Annotated in this window: 18 protein-coding genes; 13 read left to right on the forward strand and 5 right to left on the reverse strand. The window is 60.2% G+C overall.

Going from position 1 to position 19,122, the window contains the following annotated elements; genetic code table 11:
- Positions 1–60 precede the first annotated feature (60 nt).
- The 6 genes from acpS (at position 61) to kdsA (ending at position 7,684) form a co-directional block, all read left to right on the forward strand.
- The gene (gene acpS, locus PW792_00390) at positions 61–441 is read left to right on the forward strand and encodes a holo-ACP synthase (protein ID MDE1160382.1); all 381 of its coding nucleotides are present in this window, start codon (positions 61–63) and stop codon (positions 439–441) included.
- 186 nt (positions 442–627) lie between these two features.
- The gene (locus tag PW792_00395; protein ID MDE1160383.1) at positions 628–1,713 is read left to right on the forward strand and encodes an MlaD family protein; all 1,086 of its coding nucleotides are present in this window, start codon (positions 628–630) and stop codon (positions 1,711–1,713) included.
- 226 nt (positions 1,714–1,939) lie between these two features.
- Entirely contained in the window at positions 1,940–4,003 is a 2,064-nt protein-coding gene (locus tag PW792_00400) for a M13 family metallopeptidase (GenBank protein MDE1160384.1), read from the forward strand.
- Between the two features lie 198 nt (positions 4,004–4,201).
- A complete protein-coding gene (locus tag PW792_00405; GenBank protein MDE1160385.1) occupies positions 4,202–5,446 on the forward strand; it encodes a beta-propeller fold lactonase family protein in 1,245 nt (414 codons plus the stop codon).
- A gap of 115 nt (positions 5,447–5,561) precedes the next feature.
- Positions 5,562–6,782 carry a beta-propeller fold lactonase family protein gene (locus PW792_00410; protein MDE1160386.1) on the forward strand — a complete coding sequence of 407 codons (1,221 nt, stop codon included), beginning with the start codon at positions 5,562–5,564 and terminating at the stop codon, positions 6,780–6,782.
- A gap of 74 nt (positions 6,783–6,856) precedes the next feature.
- Positions 6,857–7,684 (forward strand): 3-deoxy-8-phosphooctulonate synthase, encoded by an 828-nt coding sequence (gene kdsA / locus PW792_00415; protein MDE1160387.1) that lies wholly within the window; start codon positions 6,857–6,859, stop codon positions 7,682–7,684.
- Between the two features lie 142 nt (positions 7,685–7,826).
- Here kdsA and PW792_00420 read toward each other — a convergent pair whose 3' ends face one another.
- Entirely contained in the window at positions 7,827–8,348 is a 522-nt protein-coding gene (locus PW792_00420; GenBank protein ID MDE1160388.1) for a DUF2393 family protein, read from the reverse strand.
- Positions 8,349–8,372: 24 nt separating this feature from the next.
- Complete coding sequence (locus PW792_00425; GenBank protein ID MDE1160389.1) at positions 8,373–9,125, reverse strand: ATP-binding protein; 753 nt, start codon at positions 9,123–9,125, stop codon at positions 8,373–8,375.
- A 273-nt stretch (positions 9,126–9,398) separates the two neighbouring features.
- Here PW792_00425 and rpmE point away from each other — a divergent pair, with 273 nt between their 5' ends.
- From rpmE to PW792_00445, 4 genes are all read left to right on the forward strand, one after another.
- Entirely contained in the window at positions 9,399–9,635 is a 237-nt protein-coding gene (gene rpmE, locus PW792_00430) for a 50S ribosomal protein L31 (protein ID MDE1160390.1), read from the forward strand.
- A 70-nt stretch (positions 9,636–9,705) separates the two neighbouring features.
- Complete coding sequence (locus PW792_00435; protein MDE1160391.1) at positions 9,706–10,788, forward strand: Fic family protein; 1,083 nt, start codon at positions 9,706–9,708, stop codon at positions 10,786–10,788.
- Between the two features lie 82 nt (positions 10,789–10,870).
- Complete coding sequence (dusB, locus tag PW792_00440) at positions 10,871–12,139, forward strand: tRNA dihydrouridine synthase DusB (protein MDE1160392.1); 1,269 nt, start codon at positions 10,871–10,873, stop codon at positions 12,137–12,139.
- A 73-nt stretch (positions 12,140–12,212) separates the two neighbouring features.
- Positions 12,213–12,740: a hypothetical protein gene (locus tag PW792_00445; protein MDE1160393.1), complete on the forward strand. Its 528-nt coding sequence runs from the start codon at positions 12,213–12,215 to the stop codon at positions 12,738–12,740.
- An 83-nt stretch (positions 12,741–12,823) separates the two neighbouring features.
- Here PW792_00445 and PW792_00450 read toward each other — a convergent pair whose 3' ends face one another.
- From PW792_00450 to PW792_00460, 3 genes are read right to left on the reverse strand one after another with little or no spacing between them, the layout of a single operon-like run.
- Positions 12,824–13,672 (reverse strand): aldo/keto reductase, encoded by an 849-nt coding sequence (locus tag PW792_00450; protein MDE1160394.1) that lies wholly within the window; start codon positions 13,670–13,672, stop codon positions 12,824–12,826.
- A 60-nt stretch (positions 13,673–13,732) separates the two neighbouring features.
- Positions 13,733–15,604 (reverse strand): hypothetical protein, encoded by a 1,872-nt coding sequence (locus tag PW792_00455; GenBank protein MDE1160395.1) that lies wholly within the window; start codon positions 15,602–15,604, stop codon positions 13,733–13,735.
- Between the two features lie 16 nt (positions 15,605–15,620).
- The gene (locus PW792_00460; GenBank protein ID MDE1160396.1) at positions 15,621–16,154 is read right to left on the reverse strand and encodes a putative metal-dependent hydrolase; all 534 of its coding nucleotides are present in this window, start codon (positions 16,152–16,154) and stop codon (positions 15,621–15,623) included.
- A 106-nt stretch (positions 16,155–16,260) separates the two neighbouring features.
- Between PW792_00460 and PW792_00465 the strand changes: the two genes are divergently transcribed.
- The 3 genes from PW792_00465 to PW792_00475 all read left to right on the forward strand — a co-directional run bounded on the left by PW792_00465 (position 16,261) and on the right by PW792_00475 (position 19,118).
- Positions 16,261–17,190: a DUF1906 domain-containing protein gene (locus PW792_00465; GenBank protein ID MDE1160397.1), complete on the forward strand. Its 930-nt coding sequence runs from the start codon at positions 16,261–16,263 to the stop codon at positions 17,188–17,190.
- A gap of 33 nt (positions 17,191–17,223) precedes the next feature.
- The gene (tldD, locus tag PW792_00470; protein ID MDE1160398.1) at positions 17,224–18,708 is read left to right on the forward strand and encodes a metalloprotease TldD; all 1,485 of its coding nucleotides are present in this window, start codon (positions 17,224–17,226) and stop codon (positions 18,706–18,708) included.
- Positions 18,709–18,794: 86 nt separating this feature from the next.
- A complete protein-coding gene (locus PW792_00475; protein ID MDE1160399.1) occupies positions 18,795–19,118 on the forward strand; it encodes a hypothetical protein in 324 nt (107 codons plus the stop codon).
- Positions 19,119–19,122 lie beyond the last annotated feature (4 nt).

The raw sequence follows: 19,122 nt of genomic DNA on the forward strand, positions 1-19,122 counted from the left end.
TGGCTGCAACCGCTACACTCGTCTCAGCGCTTTGCTCCGGCAGAGGGTGAGGAGGTGGAAATGGTCGTAGGAGTTGGCACGGACATGATCGAAATTGAACGCATCGAGCGTTCTCTTGCCCGTTTTGGCGAAAACTTCCTTCACCGCGTCTACACTCCGGGCGAAATCGCCTACTGCCAGCGCAAGGTGAAGACCTCCGGGGAAAGCTACGCGGCGCGTTTTGCAGCGAAGGAGGCCGGCGCCAAGGCCCTCGGCACAGGCATCAGCCGAGGAGTGAACTGGCGAGAGTTTGAGGTGACCCGCCTGCCGGGTCAGCGTCCTGAACTCGTTCTGCACGGGCGGGCGCGAGAAATCGCTGACCGCCTCGGTATCCGCCGTCTCTCGCTGAGCCTCTCGCACTCCCGTACTGAGGCGATCGCCATCGTCGTGGCCGAGGATTAGAGCGCAAAAAACGAAGCTCGTGATAGCCGACCAAAGACACCCAGCTATCTACGGCCCACCCTCTACCCCCTACGCTCTATCTGTTTCGCGATACAGTGGAAAGAAAGCAGCCAAAACCCCTCTTCCGTTCTCTAAGTAGAGGGACACCCTGCTTCGCAGCAGTAAATACAACCCCACGGGAGGCTTATGCCCAGCCAGCAGGAAGTAAAGTGGTCGCAGCTCAAGGTCGGATTACTCGTCATGGGATCCGTCGTCTTGCTCTGCATTCTGCTCTTCCTTATGAGCAGCGCCTCCGGCATGAGCGTCTTCTCGCACAAGATCCACGTGGACTCTTACTTCTCCAGCTCCAACGGGCTGAAGAAGGGCGGGGAAGTCCAGCTCGAAGGCGTGACCATCGGTGAGGTCAGGTCGGTCATCATCTCTACCGACCCGGCGCACAAACTCGCGCCCGTCCACGTTCAGATGAAGCTGAGCCCGCGCTACAGCGAAAGCCTGCGTGTGGACACGATCGCTTCGCTCACCAAGGTCGGCCTCGTCGGCGACACCGTGGTGAACCTCGACAGCACCCACGCCGTCGGCCCTGGGCTACAGAGTGGAATGACGCTGCGTTCGCAGGACACCGACGACATCTCGGCGGTTATGTCAGAGTCGAAAACTACGCTGCAGACGTTGAACGGGACGCTGGGCAAGCTGAACGCCATCGTCGATGGCATCCAGAACGGCGAGGGCACTGCGGGGCAGCTTCTCAAGAACCGCGAGATGTTCGACAATCTGAACGCCACCACGCGCGATCTGCACACGCTGGTCGCGAACCTGAACTCGGGGCACGGCTCCGCAGGCAAACTGCTCCACGATAACGATCTCTACAATCATCTCGACTCGACCGCCGCAAAGCTCGACACCATTGCGAGCGGCCTGCAGCAGGGCAAGGGCTCTGCGGGCAAGCTGCTGACGGATGACTCGCTCTACAACAACCTGAACGAGTCGCTCACGCACCTGAACTCGATGCTCGCGGACGCTGACCACGGCAAGGGTGCACTTGGTCTGCTGACGAAGGACCCGGCGTTTGCCCGCAAGCTGGACCACACGGTCACTGGCCTCGACGACCTATTGAGTGGCGTGAACAGTGGTAAGGGAACACTCGGCAAGCTGGCTACGGATGATGCAGCCTACAAGCACCTCGACGGCTTGCTGCAAAACTCCACCGACCTCGTGACCGCGATTCGTCAGGACCCGAAGAAGTATCTGACGATCCACATGAAGATCTTCTAGCTGCAGGCCAGTAGGGCTCAGGGTTTAGAAATCCAAACGGCGAGGCTGGCAGGTATGCCAGCCTCGCCGTTTAGCGTCAGCATGGTTTCCGGCACGAGCGACGCCTTCAGCTAAACCCTGGACCCTTGTCCTTGCCCTCTTCGCCCTTTTTTGCAACTTCCCACGCTGTTTCCTCGTATCCTCCTCATTAGCGAAACTTATTCGCGTATTTCCGAGGAGAGCTTTCATGCGTCCTATTGCAGTTCTGTCGTTGCTCGCCGCGTTCGGCGTTTCCGCCGCCGTGGCGCAGAGTGCGTCCGCGCCCACCGCTCCACCCAAGCCCATCCTGCTCGACATCGCCGGTATCGACAAGACCGCCGACCCCTGCACGGATTTCTATCAGTACGCCTGCGGCAACTGGCGCAAGGAGCATCCGCTTCCCTCGGATAAGACCCGTTTCGGTCGCTTCAATGAGCTGCATGACTACAACGTCTACTCGCTCTACACCGAGATGAAGGCTGCCGCAGACGCGCCCAAGACGCCGCTGCAGAAGAAGTACGGCGACTACTTTGCCTCCTGCATGAACACCGAGAAGATTGACTCGCTCGGCATCAAGCCCCTCGATCCTCAATTCGCCCAGATCGACGCTCTGAAGAGCGTTGCCGGTCTCAGCGAGCTGAACGCTCACCTCGTGAACACCCACGGCCGCGCCTTCTTCTTCAACGTTGGCGTTGGGCAGGATCAGAAGGACAGCTCGCAACAGATTCTGATGACCGGTCAGGGCGGCCTCTCGCTTCCCGACCGCGACTACTACCTGAACGATGATGCTCGCTCAACGGCTCTCCGTGCGAAGTACGTCGAGCACATCAAGAAGATGTTCGTACTCGCCGGCGACAAGCCCGAGGTTGCGGCCAAGGAAGCTGACGACGTTCTCCGCATCGAAACCGAACTGGCCAAGGGCTCGATGGCTCGCGTCGAAATGCGTGACCCGGCCAAGCGTTATCACATCATGACCATCGCCGAAGCCGAGGCGCAGTCGCCTGTCTACAACTGGGAGAAGTTTCTGGTCGGCATCAACATGGCACAGGCGAAGACGATGAACGTTTCTTCGCCCGGCTACGTCACGACCGTGCAGCAGGTGCTCACCACCGAGCCCCTTCCCGCCCTGAAGGCGTACATGCGTTGGCACGTTCTGCACGGCGCTGCGGCTGATCTTTCCAAGCCGTTTGAAGACGAGAACTTTGACTTCTTCCACCGCACGCTGGCTGGACAGAAGGAGCCTGAAGCTCGCTGGAAGCGTTGCGTACAGGAAACCGACGGCGCGCTCGGCGAAGCCGTTGGCCAGGATTGGGTAAAGCAGTACTTCCCGCCCGCAGCCAAGGACAACATGGAGCACCTGATCAAGGCGCTCGAAGCTTCCATGTCGGTGGACATCGACCACCTCGACTGGATGAGCTCGGACACCAAGGTGCAGGCACACGACAAGCTGAACGCGATCGTCGACAAGATCGGCTATCCGCAGCACTGGCGCGACTACTCCTCGGTCGTCGTCAAGCGTGATGACTTTGTCGGCAACGAGACGCGTGTTGGCGTCTTCGAAGACCGCCGCAACCTCAATAAGTTCGGCAAGCCGGTGGACACGACCGAGTGGGGCATGACGCCTCCGACGGTCAATGCCTACTACTCGCCCTCGCAGAACAACATCAACTTCCCGGCCGGCATTCTGCAGCCTCCCTTCTATGACCACTCGCTCGATGCAGCCGTAAACTTCGGCGGTATCGGCGTGGTGATCGGCCACGAAATGACTCACGGCTTTGACGATCAGGGCGCCAAGTATGACCTGCACGGCAATGTTCGCCAGTGGTGGACCGAAGAGGACAAGACGAAGTTCGAAACCCGCACCAGCTGCCTCGCAGATGAGTACTCGGGCTTCGAAGTCGCTCCTGACCAGAAGCTGAACGGCCGTCTGACGCTCGGCGAGAACACCGCTGATAACGGTGGCCTCCGTATCTCCTTCCAGGCGATGGAGAAGACGATCGCGGAGAACAAGGAAAAGGCGTTGCCTGGCTACGTCGACGGCAAGCGCGACGGCTACACAGCCGAGCAGCGCTTCTTCCTCGCCTTCGGTCAGGTCTGGTGCGAAAACTCGACCGAACAGAGCCGCCGCATGGCTGCCAAGGTCGATCCGCACTCGGCTGGCCAGTGGCGTACGAACGGTTCCGTGCAGAACTTTGACGAGTTCGGCAAGGCGTTTGGCTGCAAGGTGGGCTCGCCCATGCGTCCCGCAAACGGTGGCTGCCGCGTCTGGTAAGCCGCTGAATCCACAACCGAGACCGTCCGGAACTCCCGGCGGTCTCGGTTTTTCTTTTGCTTCTGACCTTTGAAAATTGGCAGAAAACCCTTACCGCATCTACAATCGGATGTAGGTTTGTACTCCTCCCCGAGCAAGGTTTCCCCGGGCTCTCTGTGCCCGATACGGGCACTTGGCACGGGTGATTGAAGGAAGCGCATGAAGTTGAGTTTGTCTGGCCGTTTTGCATTGGCTCTGTTCGCAACACTGACGCTGGGCCTTGGCATGACGGGTTGCGGTGGTGGTACTGTCGCATTTCTGTGGGTCCTGGGTCAGCAATATAACCAGGTCGCCTCGTTCAAGGTGGATGATTACACCGGCAACCTGACGCAGACTCCGCATCAGCCGTTTACTTCGGGTGGAAGCACTCCCGTCGCTATTCAGGTGAAGACCGGCGGACGTTACGTCTACGTGTTGAACCAGGGCACTCTGCCTGCTGATTGCACCGCAGACACCGTAGCCTGCCAGGAGCACTGGACCAACGGCAACGTCAGCGTCTTCTCTGTCGGTGGCGATGGTGTCCTCACCTTCCAGCAGAGCTACGTGACGCAGGGCTTCAAGGGCAAGTGGATGGCATTCGACTCCACGGGCAACTACCTCTACGTTCTCGATCAGTACTCGCCTTCCGGCGACGGCAACGGTTCTGTCACGGCTTACTCGGTAGACAGCTCTTCCGGCCGCCTGTACCTCGTGCAGAACACGCAGTCGGTAGCCAACGGTGCAGCCGCGTCGACCTACTTTGAGGTTGGCAGCTCTTCCCTCCAGATCCCGACACCGTTCAAGATGATGTCGACGGGCTCGTGCCTCTTCATCAACAACAACAACACGATCCTGCCGTACACGTTCTCGAGCGGACAGCTGGTTGTTGCTACTAACGGTGCGGTTCAGCTCTCTTCGGCGAATATCTCGTCGATCGGTGGCAACAGCACGCTGATGAGCATCACGGACTCGACCGCAAACACGGTTGCCCTGTACTCGATCTCGTCCACCTGCTCGCTGACCGCGATCAACGGCGGTACGTTCAGCATGGCAGCGCTGGGTACCGCGAACCCGCAGTACTCGATCATCGACAGCTCAGGCAAGTACCTCTATGTCCTGAACCAGTCGACGACCTCGACCCTGCCGACGATCACGTACAGCTCGATCATGGGCTTCACGATCAACCAGACCAACAGCCAGCTTCAGGCTATCGCTGGTGCACCCTGGTCCGTGGGTTCGAATCCGACCTGCCTGGTAGAAGATCCGACCAACCAGTACCTCTACACGTCGGATCACGACACTGGAACCGTAACGGGCAAGGTGATCGATACCACAACGGGTATCATCTCCGCTCTCACTCGTGGCTCGACCTTTACAGCCACCGGTCAGGCCCAGTGCCTCGCAATCTCCGGTTCGGTTGACTAACGTAAATCGTTTCAAAATCAACGCCACGGTCTCTAAACAAGGCCGTGGCGAGACACAAAACTCGCCGGATTCCTCGTCCGGCCTACTTCATCTCAAGCAACACGCAAGGAAGCACATGAAGTTCTCCAAGCTGGGCCAGACCGTGATGACTGCCGGGCTTTCGCTCGCGATGACCCTCGGCCTTTCCGCCTGCAGCCGCGATTACATCGCCGCCTATGTCTATGCGCCCTCGGCTTCCAACGGAACCATCGGGGCCTACGCTGTCGATTACCAGAGCGGCATCCTCACCCAGATCTCTGGCTCGCCCTTCGCCTCGCAGCTGACGAACCCGACCCGCGCGATCGCTTCGCCGGACGGCAAGTCGCTCTACGTGGTTGGCGGAAGCCAGAACTCACAGGTGGAGGCTTTCTCCATCGGTACGGACGGCAAGCTGTATGGCTTGAACACGGTCAACCTGGCTTCGGGTGCTACGTATCCGGCGGGCAGCGCGATCGACTCCACCGGCAAGTTCCTCTACGTGACATACACGTATCAGAACGGCTACGGTCCCCAGTCGCTCGGTTCCGGTGGCGTCAGCATCTTCCCGATCGACACCACGACCGGCAAGCTGGGCACGCCGACGAACCTGAACCTGACCCCTTCGGTCAGCGGTTCGATCGTGAACCCGATAGGCATTACCGTTACGATTCCTGTTTCAACCACCGGCAACAACGTGTATGTCTACATCACGGCTCAACAGAGCACGCCGACGGCAGGCATCACGTACGAGTACCAGATGAATACGACGACCGGCGCTCTTACGCCGCTCGCTACTCCGACGATCTCGTCTGGTGTGAATCCGTCGTTCGTCATCGCGGAGCCCTCTTCGCGCTACGTTTACGTAGCGGATAAGACCTCGAACCAGATCGTGGGCTTCCAACTCGCCAGCACAGGCGTTCTCAGCACGTTGTCTTCCAGTCCGTTCACCACGGGTCTGTACCCGGTGTCGATGACCATCGACCCGCGTGGCAAGTATCTTTACGCGGTTAACTACAACGCAAACACGGTATCCGGCTTCACCATCAATCATATTGATGGTTCGCTGGGTGGCATCGCGGCAGTGGGTAGCTTCTCTACCTCCACCGGCCCGAACTGTGTGACGGTTGATCCTTCCGTCGGTAACTACCTCTACACCTCGAACTACCTGGATAACTCGATCTCGGGTGCCCAGCTTCGCAGTGAAGACGGTACGCTCACCGCAGTCGCGAACACGCCGTTCACCGGTGTTACCGAGCCTAGCTGCATTACCTCGGTTGCGAACGGTAGCCACGCTGACTCCTACGTCTACCCGAAATGATCGGTGTAGCTTAGCTGAAACCTCGAAACGGCCTGCGCAAGCAGGCCGTTTCGCTTTCTCGGTACACTCTCTTTATGCACTCGAATGCCTTCACCCTCGGACCGATCCAGGTTGGTTCTCCGAAGCTCTTCCTCATCGCCGGCCCCTGTGTCCTCGAAAGCGAACAGCACGCCCGCACCCTCGGCGCTTCCATTGCGCGTATCGCCTCGGATCTCGGCCTTCCGTACGTCTTCAAGGCCTCGTACGATAAGGCCAATCGCACCTCGATCAGTTCGTTCCGAGGTCCCGGGCTTATCGAGGGCTGCCGCATCCTGCGTGCTGTTGGGCAGGAACTCGGCGTGCCGGTGCTCACCGATATCCATACGCCCGAGCAGGCCACGCAGGCCTCGGAGGAGCTTGGCGATGTTGAGGCGCTGCTCCAAATCCCGGCGTTCCTCTGCCGCCAGACCGATCTGCTGATCGCCGCGGCGGAAACCGGCCGTGCGATCAACATCAAGAAGGGGCAGTTCGTCGCTCCCAGCGATATGAAGCACGCTGTTCAGAAGGTTGTCGACAGCGGGAACACGCGCGTTTCCCTCACGGAACGTGGTGCCAGCTTTGGCTACAACAACCTCGTCGTCGACATGCGCTCGCTGCCGATCATGCGTGGCTATGCTCCGGTCATCTTCGACGGAACGCACTCCGTGCAGACGCCTTCGGGCAACAACGGTACCTCTGGCGGTCAGCCCGAGTTCATCCCCGTACTGGCGAAGGCTGCGGTGGCTGCGGGTGTCGACGGCCTCTTTCTCGAGGTGCACGAGAACCCGGCTGCGGCGAAGTCCGACGGAGCGAACGCGCTGCATCTGAACAACCTGAAGCCTCTGCTCGAAACGCTGCTGGCGATTCATGCCGCAGCCAAATAGCCGCTACGCGATCAGTACCGCAGGAAAAGGCCCAGCCATCACCGGCTGGGCCTTTCGCGTTCCTTGATATTCACTTTTCTTCAGATCTCGTGGCGAAACTTCGCGACCTTGGCGTCGTGGCCTTTTCTTTCTTCGGCCAGCCTTACTTCGTTCCCACGACGATGGCTGTCAGCTTTGGCAACTGCTGATTCCAGTTGTCATAAACGTTCTCCACGATTAAGCGAAAATCCGCTCCAGCCCCCGGGGCCAGCGGAGCCATGCTCACGGGAACCGCATCCACTTCGGGTTCGCGCATCCGGATAATCTGCATGTCTTCTGTTTTAACTTCGGGCGGCATGTTGGCATCGTTGCCAAAGAGCACCTGCACGGTAATCCCGTTCACCGTCTGCGGACCTTTGTTCGTTACATGGCCGTCGAGGTAGAGCACCTTGCCGCCAGCCATCGTGTCCGACTGGCTCATCTTCAGGTCGGTGACTTCCAGATTGGTCGCGTAGGCTGCTGCGGGTTGCGGCTTGCTTGGGTCAAAGGCTGGTCCGTGCCGCCGTCCCAGCAGCACGAGGACGGCCACCAGAATCACCACGGCTACGGCCGCAATCGCTACAGCGGTGGTCGGAAATGTACGATCTTCAGGACGGGAGTTGGGCTTGGCAAACATCGCGCTCATGCCGACCATTCTAGCGGGAATGCCCTAGGCAAAGGTGGCGCGCTTCACCGTCTGACGGAAGTCGTGGCCGGTCATCTCGACCACCACGCACATCTCCTGCAGGCGCGAACGCATGCGTTCGCCGATGCGGTCGCCGAGCGACTCCTCACGCATCACGTTGCGGGTCGCGTTCAGTTCTGAGCCGAGCGGCCCCTGGTTCGCGTAGTTCGTGGTGATGATGGTGGTGCGGCGGTCGTTGTAGCGGGTGTTCAGGATGTGGGCGACCGTGTCCCAGACCCAGTCGGTCGGCTTGTTGGCACCGAGTTCGTCCAGCACCAGCACTTCGGCTTCAAACACGGGCTGCAGAATCTCCAACTCTGTGACATCGACCGAGCGGTTGTAGCTGTTCTGCACCTGCTTGAGGAGGTCGCGGTAGTCGAAAAACAGGCCTCGCGCGCCGCGTTCGGCGATCAACGCCTGCAGCATCCCGACGGCGAGATGGGTCTTGCCTACTCCGATCGAACCGGTCAGGAGCAAGCCGTTGCCGCCTGTTTCAAAGGGGTAGGCCTTCACGAAGTTGCGTGCCTGCACCATCGCGGCGTTCAGCGAGCGGTTGCCGAGTGTTTCATAGCTTTCCAGCGTGCAGTGCGCGTACCGCTGGGGAATTCGAGCAGCTTCGACCATGCGCGCAGCCTTGCGGGTTGCGCGGCAAACACACTGTTCGGCCATGCGGATGCCGTTGGGGCGTTCCACCACGCGCATTCCAGCGCCTTCGCAAATCGGGCAAAGCTCTTCCATCGCCCTCCTAGTATCTCCCGCAACGGGCTCCGCGCAAAACGAAAGCCTACGCAGGAAAAGAAGGCCGAGCGCCGGGAGGCGGGAGAGGCTCCGCCGCCGCTCCAAAAGGTAGCGGCTCTTTGGCCGAGGAGCCCGTGATGGTAAACTAATGGAAGCGCCTATAGCCCTGGGAGTCAGGGCCCAAGCACCGAGCGCGACAGGAAACCGATGTCCAGGCACTGTGACCTGCGGCAAGCGGACCGTTCTCGGGCAGGAGAGCTAAAGGAAAACACAATGCCTAAGCAGGGAATTCACCCTCAGTACGACGAAACCACCGTGCGCTGCGCGTGCGGCAACAACTTCCAGACCCGTTCCACGCACAAGGGCGACATCGTTCTTGAAATCTGCTCCGCCTGCCACCCCTTCTTCACCGGCAAGCAGAAGCTCGTGGACACCGCCGGCCGTATCGACCGCTTCCGCCGCAAGTTTGCTGCAACCGAAGCCAAGAAGGCCGAAGCCGCCGCGAAGTAACTCGGCAGCAAAACCAACACCAGCGAAGGCCTCCGCAGCGCGGGGGCCTTTTGCTTATAGGCTTGTCCGTATGTCCTTCGAACGGCATCTTCCTTATAATGATCTTCCAGAACTGCCGCCTGCGGTAGATCTGGAGTCTGTAGCGATTCTGAAGCACGTGATTGCGGCTTCTCGCGCGCTTGAGAGGCTGCGCGGCACGTCGGCTCGTTTGCCGAACCCGCGTGTGCTTATTAACGGAATCGTCCTGCAGGAAGCGCGTCTTTCGTCCGAAGTCGAAAATATTGTCACAACGAATGATGAGCTTTATCGTGCAGCTGCGGCAGCGGACGGAGCTACGGATCCAGCGACCAAGGAGGTGCTCCGCTATCGAGAGGCTCTTTGGTATGGATTCGACCAAATCAGTAAGCGCCCATTGTCTCCAAGTCTCTTCGTAGAGCTTGTGGGGATCATCCGCCAAACCTCTGCCGGTGTCCGCAGTACTCCAGGGACGAACCTCAAGTCTTCGCTGGGGGAGGTTATTTATACGCCTCCTGAAGGGGATACCCTGCTGCAGGCGAAGCTGACAAACCTGACCGACTACATCCATGCGGAGGATATGGTTGAGCCGCTGGTAAAGCTTGCGGTCATGCACTATCAGTTTGAAGCGATTCACCCATTTACGGATGGCAATGGACGTACGGGCCGCATTCTGAACATCCTTTATCTGGTGCAAAAGGGGCTGCTTGATCTTCCCGTGCTCTATCTATCGCATTACATTCTTCGTAATAAGGCCGCATACTATGCGGGGTTGCGAGGGGTAACGGAGCAAGGTGACTGGAACTCCTGGGTAATCTTCACGCTCAAGGCGGTCGAAGAAACCTCGCAGGAGACCTGCAGACTGATCGAGACGCTCCTTCGCCTCATGGACGAGGCCAGGGTGCTATTCCGCGCCAGCTATCCAAATGCCTATAGCAAAGATCTTATTGAAGCGATCTTCAGTAATCCCTATTGCCGAATTCGATTCATCGAGCAAGCTTTGGATGTAAGCCGCCCAACAGCTTCGGGATATTTGCAAAAGCTAAGAGAGCTAGGTCTTTTGCACGAGATCCGAGTTGGCCGTGACGTCTACTATGTAAACGAAAAGATGTTGGCGGCTTTGAATACGTCGCGGTAGCTTTCTTTACATATCCTCGGAACATGTAAAGAAATTTCAATTTTCTTTACGCATTATTTGAAAGTGTCAAAAGGTTTGACGAATGGGAAACGACGAAAAATACTGGAGAAACAAGTTTTCACCGGCACAAAACCCGGCATCTCCCGAAACGAATGTTCCTGCTGAGTTCACCATCGGCAATGTCCGCATTGCGCCCGCGACCGTGCTCGCGCCGATGGCGGGTGTCACGGACACGATCTTCCGTCGCTTCATCAAGAACGCTTCGATGTTTGCGGCGAACACCTCGTCGGCTGACGTCGATCAGACGACCTCCAATGAGCGCTCAGGTTGCGGGCTCATTATGACCGAGTTCACCTCGGCGGATGGCTTGTCGCGAATGCGCGAGACCAAGCGCAAGCGCTACCTGACGTATTACGACGACGAGCATCCGATCTCGGCGCAGATCTTCGGCTCCAATCCTGAGACGCTCGCGGAAAGCGCCCTCATCTGCCAGGATGCAGGCTTCGACATCATCGACCTGAACCTGGGCTGCCCGGCGAAACGTGTCGTGGCATGCAACGGTGGCTCCGGCCTGCTGCGCGACCTGCCGCTGATTCAAAAGATCTTCGAGCGTGTTCGCGGGAACGTGACGATCCCGTTCACCGTGAAGTTCCGCATGGGCTGGAACGAGTCCAGCATCGTCTGCGTGGAGCTTGCGAAAATGGCGGAAGATTGTGGTCTGAACGCCGTCGCGCTGCATGCTCGTACGCGCGAGCAGGGTTACGCCGGCGAAGCGCGTTGGGAGTGGATCGCCTCCGTGAAGGATGCGGTGAAGATTCCCGTTATCGGTAATGGTGACATTCGTACGCCGGAAGATGCGGCGGCGATGGTGGAAGCGACGAAGTGCGATGCCGTGATGATCGGCCGCGCGGCGCCTGCCAATCCGTGGATCTTCCGCCAGATTGCGGAGTACACCGCGAACGGCACCTACACGAAGCCCACCGAGGCTGATCGCTACCGCATGATTCGCGACTACTTCGAGCGGTTGATGGAAGAGCTTGACGAGCATCCGCAGTTTGAAGGCCTTGCCGAAACCGACGCCGAGAAGAAGCAGCGTAAGGTGCATGAGAGTGCGCAGCGAGACGCGATTGGCAGGATGAAGCAGTTTGCCTCATGGTTCACGCACGGCGTACCTGGCGGCGGAACACTGCGTCGCGAAATCTTCGAATCCAAGCGTGCGGCCGAGGTTGTCGACAAGATCGACGCCTTCTTCGCCGAGCGTGATCGTTTGGGCAAGTTGAACAGCACGACCGAGGCCGCGGCTGTAGAGGCTGATGCCGAACTCGATGCCACGCCCGCAGCCTGGGGCTGAGTTCTTTCGCAACAGGCAAAGTAAACGCGCTACACTCGCATCGAACCCCGTTTGAAAGGTTTTGCCGCTCGCTATGACTTCACGCCGCCTCTCCGCTGTCGCCGCCCTCACCTGTTCGCTTGTGCTCGTTGCCGGGTGCAAGAAAAAAGCTCCTGAGACGATCTCGGTTACGCCGAAGTCTGAGGTTGTGCCGCAGCAGTTCCTTGGCACGTGGCCTGCGGTCAGCAATACCGCGATGGCCATCACCGGCGACGTCACCGTCGGCTCGACCACCATGCGTATCGGCGAGCGCGTCGTGGTGATTGACGGCGCTCATGCTCTTGCTGCGCCGGATACGGCGGCTCTCGCGGGCTTCAACACGGTGCAGGGTGCGCCCATCGCTGCGTTCCTGGCGAAGGTGCCGATCCCGGCGAGCACAACGATGCTCGGCGGCAACTCGCTTTGCGGCAACCGCGATGCGACGTGGATCGCAGGTGTTCTGGGAAGCGGTGCCCAGCTTGGCCTCGTTGTCTTCAGCGGCGCACAGGCTCCGGTCCTTTCGGTCGATGCGCTGAAGACTTCGCACGACGTGTGTGCCAGCTTCAGCTACTCCAAGCAGTAGCCACGGCCAGAATCATAAGAACCAAAAGCGAACGCCGCAGAACTCAATGAGTTCTGCGGCGTTCGCTTTGTCTTGCTGCTTGTTTATCCCTTGGTGGCTGCTTCAACTTCTGCCCACTCGGCTTCGCTGAGCGTGATCTCCTGAGACTTCACGTTCTCTTCGAGGTGCTGAACGGACGTGGTGCCGGGGATGGGGAGGATGACCGGTGAGCGTTGCAGCAACCACGCCAGCGAAAGCTGCGAGACCGTCGCGTCATGTTGCTTTGCGAAGGTGTCGAGCTTGCCGCCGGGTTGTGCCAGCTTGCCGGAAGCGACAGGGAACCACGGGATGAAGGCGATGTTGTGCTTCTCGCAGTACTCCAGCACGGCTTCGCTCTTGCGCGTCGTCAGGTTGTACTCGTTCTGTACGCTGACGACGTCAACGATCTTGCGTGCCTTTTCGATCTCTTCGACGGAGACTTCACTCAGGCCTACATGACGGATTTTGCCTTCGTCCTGCAGCTTTTTCGCTGCGCCGAGCGACTCTTCAAGCGGTGTTTTCGGGTCGATGCGATGAAGCTGCCAGAGATCGAGGCGTTCCACCTTCAACCAGCGCAGGCTCATGTGAACCTGCTGCGTCAGATACTCCGCACGGCCCACCGGATGCCACTGCATCGGGCCGGTGCGGGTAAGGCCTGCCTTCGTGGCGACCACCACGCCGGGCTTATAGGGAGCGAGTGCATCGCCGATCAGCGGTTCACTTACGGTCGGGCCGTATGCGTCTGCGGTATCGATGAAGTTCACGCCCAGTTCGACGGCGTGGCGCAGTACTTTCTTTGCTCCTTCAGGATCTTTCGGCGGGCCCCAGATCCCTTCGCCGGTGATGCGCATTGCGCCGTAACCAAGGCGATTGATCTCCAGATCGCCGCCAAGTCGAAATGTCTTCGCTGCCATAAGCTGAAACTCCTTGCTTGGTTGGATGAGTCTTTGACGGTACGGTTGCGGCAAACTCTTTCACCGTACCGAAGAGCTTGAACTCGCACTGCTGCGCCGCCACACCACGCGCACGTTCTCGCGCCAGCGTTCGTCCACGGCGAGCAGTTGCCACTCGACCTGCGGCGACAGATAACGCAGAACGATCTCAGTCGCAGGATGAACGTGCAGTGCGGGAGCGACGAGGAATAGCCGCGGGTTCTCCGGCGATAGCTGCGCTCCGGGGAAGTAGCCGTGCCGCTGAAACTCGCCGACGCCACTCTGCATGTCCACGGGCAAACGATGCTGCGCGCGCACCCGTATCCAGTAGTCGAGTCCCTGTAGCGCGAAGTGCATATCTTCGCTGGCCTTTAGCTCCAGCACTGCGAGCCGACCGTCCGCTGTGACGCCGAGCAGGTCCAGCATCCCACGATCTCCTGCGCCCGCAATCGCAGGCACCTGGGAGTAAACCCAGCGTGCGTCGAAGTGCGGGATGATGCGGCGATCACGCTCCGCACGCGCCTGCCACGCAAGCTCTCGCGGAGCCGGCGTGAAGCGGTTGCCGATGTTGTCGTCATCGTTCGCATCGGGGACACGCTTTCCCTGTGCCGCGGAGGGCTGCGGCGCGAGGCCGCGCGTGAGCGGCGCCAGCGTTTCACGCAGCACCGATTCGAGCCAACGCTCTGGCGCTGCGCGGTACAGCGGGTCCTGCGCCGGGTTGCTCGGCCCACGTCGTCGCAACCCGGGCTGGGCGCGGCTGTGTGCGGCCTCAGCCTGTGGCGCGATCCTCGGAGTCATCGCGCGGCGCTGCGAGAAGTCCGCCTGCGAAGGCGCGGCACGACGTCGTGCGAAGAGGTCTGCGACAAGCTCTGCAATCTTTGCGCGAGTGGCTTCGGAAAGTACGGTCTCTTCAGCTCCTGCGCCGAAGCTGAGCTCGACGGCATGAGAAAACCCTTGTGCTGCCACACGTACGCGGGCGCGCGCGAACTCCAGCCCATGCAGCAGGAAGGCAAGCTCGGTCGACGAGCGAAGATGCTCCTCCACTCGTTGATTTTCGCCTGCGGGCAGCAGGGATTTCACCGTCTCTATCGCGTCGGCAAAGCGTTCCCGTGCACGTATCTCATCGGGACGGTGGATGAGCCGCATCGCCACGTTGCCAACGTCTTCGGGATCGAGTGGTGTCAGCGTTTCGCTGGCTTCGTCCAACTCCCAGAGCTCCCACTCCGCTGCTTGATTGAGCCACGCCATGCGGGTTTGTGTAAGCTGCCCCGCGCCACGGGGAACGATGACGCGCAGGCCGCGATACGATCGCTTGCCCGCAAGCTGCTCGCGGCAGTGCTGTAGCCAAAGGATGCCGACGGTGAGCACGCCGTCGACGGTGCTTATACTTTCACTTTCTCCCACGCCGACGACAGCCCACGCCTGTGTGCCTTCGCTCATCCATCCACGCGCATAGCCCGGGCCGAACGAGCGCTCGAGGTCCATCGCGGAGCGGAAGCCGTCGCTCTTCGCTGGCGCAAACTCTCGCTGTAGCACGCGCTCCAGCTTCGCGGCATACTTCGTTCGGACGGAGGCCCTCGCCGTGGGCGCTTTGCGTTCTACACGCGCGGTCAACTCCAGCAGCTTCGTTCCTTCGCGTCCCAGCCGAGCGGACGCCAGACGCAGGCGGCCTGCACGCTCTTCGACTGAGACGATCGCGCGCGCCAGGTTGCGCTCGGCGTTCCACGCCTGTAGCGTGCAGCGCCCATGCTCTTCTTTGGCGGTGATGGTGGCATCAGGCAGTTGGAAGAGGACCTTGCCCTCTTCGAGCAAGGCAGCCTCTTCATGTTGTTCCAGGAACGCCTGCACGATGGCTGCGATGGACGCAGGCGTGGTGACAGTACTCTCCGCGGAAGGAACTCGGGGCGGCGGCATACTCGCTACGCTATCATCACCATCCGCGTTCTGTGCGCAGGTGCGTGATGTGCGCCAGATGGTGTCGCGAGTGCCACTCGTACGTTGCCAGCAGAACCTCGAGCGACATGCGTCCGCGCTCCGGGTGCAGGATGCCGCGCGTTGTCCACTGGTCCTCGTGTACGTGGGCAAAGAGCATCTCCCACCGCGCGTGCAGCGCTTCAATCAGCTCGAGCGACCACTCGACCGGCGAGTCGTAGTCGGCCTGCTTTGCCCATGCGGACTCGTCATAGGCAAAGACCTCCGGCCAGTCTTCTGAGAGCGCTTTGCGTACGCGGGTCAGGCCGCCCATGTGCGCGTCGGCCACATGATGTACGACCTGCCGCAGCGTCCAGCCGCCTTCGCGATACGGCGTGTTGAGTTGCTCTTCGCTCAAGTCATCGACCGCCGCACGCATCTGTTCCGGCATCTCGGCAATGGTGTTCAGGGCCATCTCGCGCTCTTCGGCGGACATGCTTTCGGGGCGTACAAACCGGCCTACCGGATACCGTGGATCGCGTGCTTCGCTCATCGCTGTTGTCTCATCTCTGTGTTGCTCGCGCACCAGTCTATCGCTGCTCCGGTAACTTGCGTCCACAACCTTCCGTTGGCTCGCGCTACTCTAATCAACGATGACCATGCGCTCCTCTGCTCTCGTCGTTTTCGCTGCCTCGCTTTCGCTGCTCGCCGGATGCTCCCGTGCTGCGGCGCCGAAGGAAGATGCAGGGGAGGTGGCGTGGGACCAGTCCACCTCGTCCACGGCGAAAGCCGTGCCCGTAACGAGCGAGTCGGCAACGACCAGCGCCAACCCGAATCTTGGCTTTGACCGCAACGACTACCCTGGCGATGACACGATGGCCGCGATGCGGAAGCAGTTTGGCTTTACCGGTTTCTGGATCAACAACCCGCCGGGTGCGACGTCGAACAACTGGCACGGCAAGCGCACGTTGCTGCGCGGGCAGGGCTGGGGCTTCCTTGTGCTCTTTAATGGCCGTCTCGACGCCGAGATCCTGAAATCGCAGAAGAAGGGAACTGCGGCTGCGGAACTTGGTCGCAAAGACGCCTCTGCCGCGGTAGCTGCCGCGAAGGTGGAAGGTTTTCCTGCGGGAACGATCCTTTTTCTCGACCAGGAAGAAGGAGGGCGCTTGCTCGACGAGCAGGCCGCTTATTTGTTGGCCTGGACGGAGGGTGTCGCGACCTCCGGCTACAAGCCCGGCGTGTACGCCAGCGCACAGCCTGTTTCGGACGAACCCGGCACGACAATCGACACGGTGCGGGACATCCGCACGCGCGTGAAAGCGCAGCATCTCCATGAAATAGCGATGTTTGCGGCTCAGGACCAGTGTCCGCCCGCCCCCGGCTGCACCGCTGCGGCGAAGCCGCTTTCGGCCGCCGGGGAGCCCGATCTGATCGCTTGGCAGTACGCCCAATCGCCGCGCAGGCCGGAGATTACACGCTCCTGCGCGCAGACCTATGCGGCCGACGGAAACTGCTACGCCAAGGGCTTTCCGGGAGTCTTTCTCGACATGGATATCGCTTCTTCGCCCGACCCATCGCACGGCCGTTAAGGTCCGGGCAAACGCACACGTTTACAATGGATTATGGCCGCTGCACCACGCCCTGTTCCATTTGAGACTCTCGACCACAAGCGCTACTTCTTTGAAAAGCTTGGTCTGACTGAGCGTCTGCTCGAACGCTGCCTTGGGGAAGCTCTTTCCGCAGGCGGTGAGTTCGCCGATCTTTACTTCGAAGCCGTCACGTCCACCTCGCTGGGCATGGACGAAGGCATCATCAAGACCGCGTCGCAGGGCATCAGCGTCGGGTGCGGCGTACGTGTGCTCAGCGGAGAGCGAACCGGCTTCGCGTACACGGATGACCTCTCTGCCGATCGCCTGTTGAAGGCAGCGCGTACCGCAGCGCTTATCGCGAACGGCCCGCAAACGCAACGTGTGCAAGGTTTTACTGAAGCGATTACGCCGCAGCTCTATCCTGTCGCAGGCTGGAGTGCGGACGCCGACATCGCAGCCAAAATCAAGCTCATCGAACGCGCTGACAAAGCCGCGCGTGAGTTCGATTCGCGTATTGTGCAGGTTCGTGCAGGTCTCAACGACGAGCTGCGCCGCATCCTCATCGCGGCGTCTGACGGCACCTTCGCCTCTGACACGCAGCCGCTGGCCCGTTTCAACGTCTTCGTCATCGCACGCGACACCAAGAGCGATTCCGGTGAGCAGAACACGGCGCGCGGCACCTCTGGCGGCGGTGGACGAGTCACGCTCGAGCACTTCGACCTCGATGGCAAGACGCCTGAGCACTTCGCCCGCGAGGCCGCCCGCACCGCGTTGCTGCAACTGAATGCCGTTGCTGCTCCTGCTGGCGACATGGAAGTGGTGCTCGGCCCGGGATGGCCCGGCGTCCTGCTGCATGAGGCGGTGGGGCATGGGCTGGAAGCGGACTTCAACCGCAAGAAAACGTCGGCGTTTGCAGGACTTATCGGGCAGCAGGTTGCCTCGTCGAAGGTCACGGTCGTCGATAACGGCACGATCGCTGGCCGTCGTGGCTCGCTGAACATTGACGATGAAGGCAACGCTACGCAGGAGACGGTGCTGATTGAGAACGGCATCCTGCGCGGCTACCTTAGCGACAAACTCTCCTCGCGCCTGATGGGGATGCCGAACACCGGCTCTGGGCGTCGCGAAAGCTACCAGGCCATCCCCATGCCGCGCATGACGAACACCTACATGCTCAACGGCGAGGACGATCCGACAGACATTCTGCGCAGTGTGAAGCGTGGGCTCTACGCGGTGAACTTCGGCGGTGGGCAGGTGGACATCACCAACGGCAAATTTGTCTTCACGGCAAGCGAGGCCTACCTGATCGAAGACGGCAAGGTGACCGCGCCGGTCAAGGGCGCAACGCTGGTGGGCAACGGCCCGGAGGCGTTGAAGTACGTCTCGATGGTCGGCAACGACCTGGCACTCGACGAAGGCATCGGCACCTGCGGCAAAGCAGGGCAGAGTGTCCCCGTAGGCGTCGGGATGCCCACAATCAAGCTTGATCGGATGACGGTAGGCGGCACGGGCCGCTGATGCGGGCATCCAACTAATAAGTTTCTGCAAGTCCTCAGACAAGATTCATTCATGTACCTGAACCGCACCAGGAAACGAGATTTTCTATGCCGACCAAATCAACTCTCACTCCCGAGAAGCTGTACGAATGTGAAGTCAAGCGCCGTCGTCTGCGTGCTTCCGGCTCTGGTTTTGAACCGTTCTGGAAGGTAAAGACGATCGCCGACGCGATCATGGATGGCGACACCGAGTTCCGCTGCAAGGACTGCCACGGCGCTGTGAAGCTGCATAAGCGCAACATGGCTGCCGGTATGACCCTGCACGTTGAGCACCGCGTGCGTATGGACTCCGAGTACTGCGCGCTGGGCGCACACTTCCAGAACGCTACGGATGGCCGCGCCACCCGCCTGTCCTCTGCACCTGTTGTCTAAACCG

It is taken from the genome of Acidobacteriaceae bacterium (assembly GCA_028283655.1).
Lineage (GTDB): Bacteria > Acidobacteriota > Terriglobia > Terriglobales > Acidobacteriaceae > Granulicella.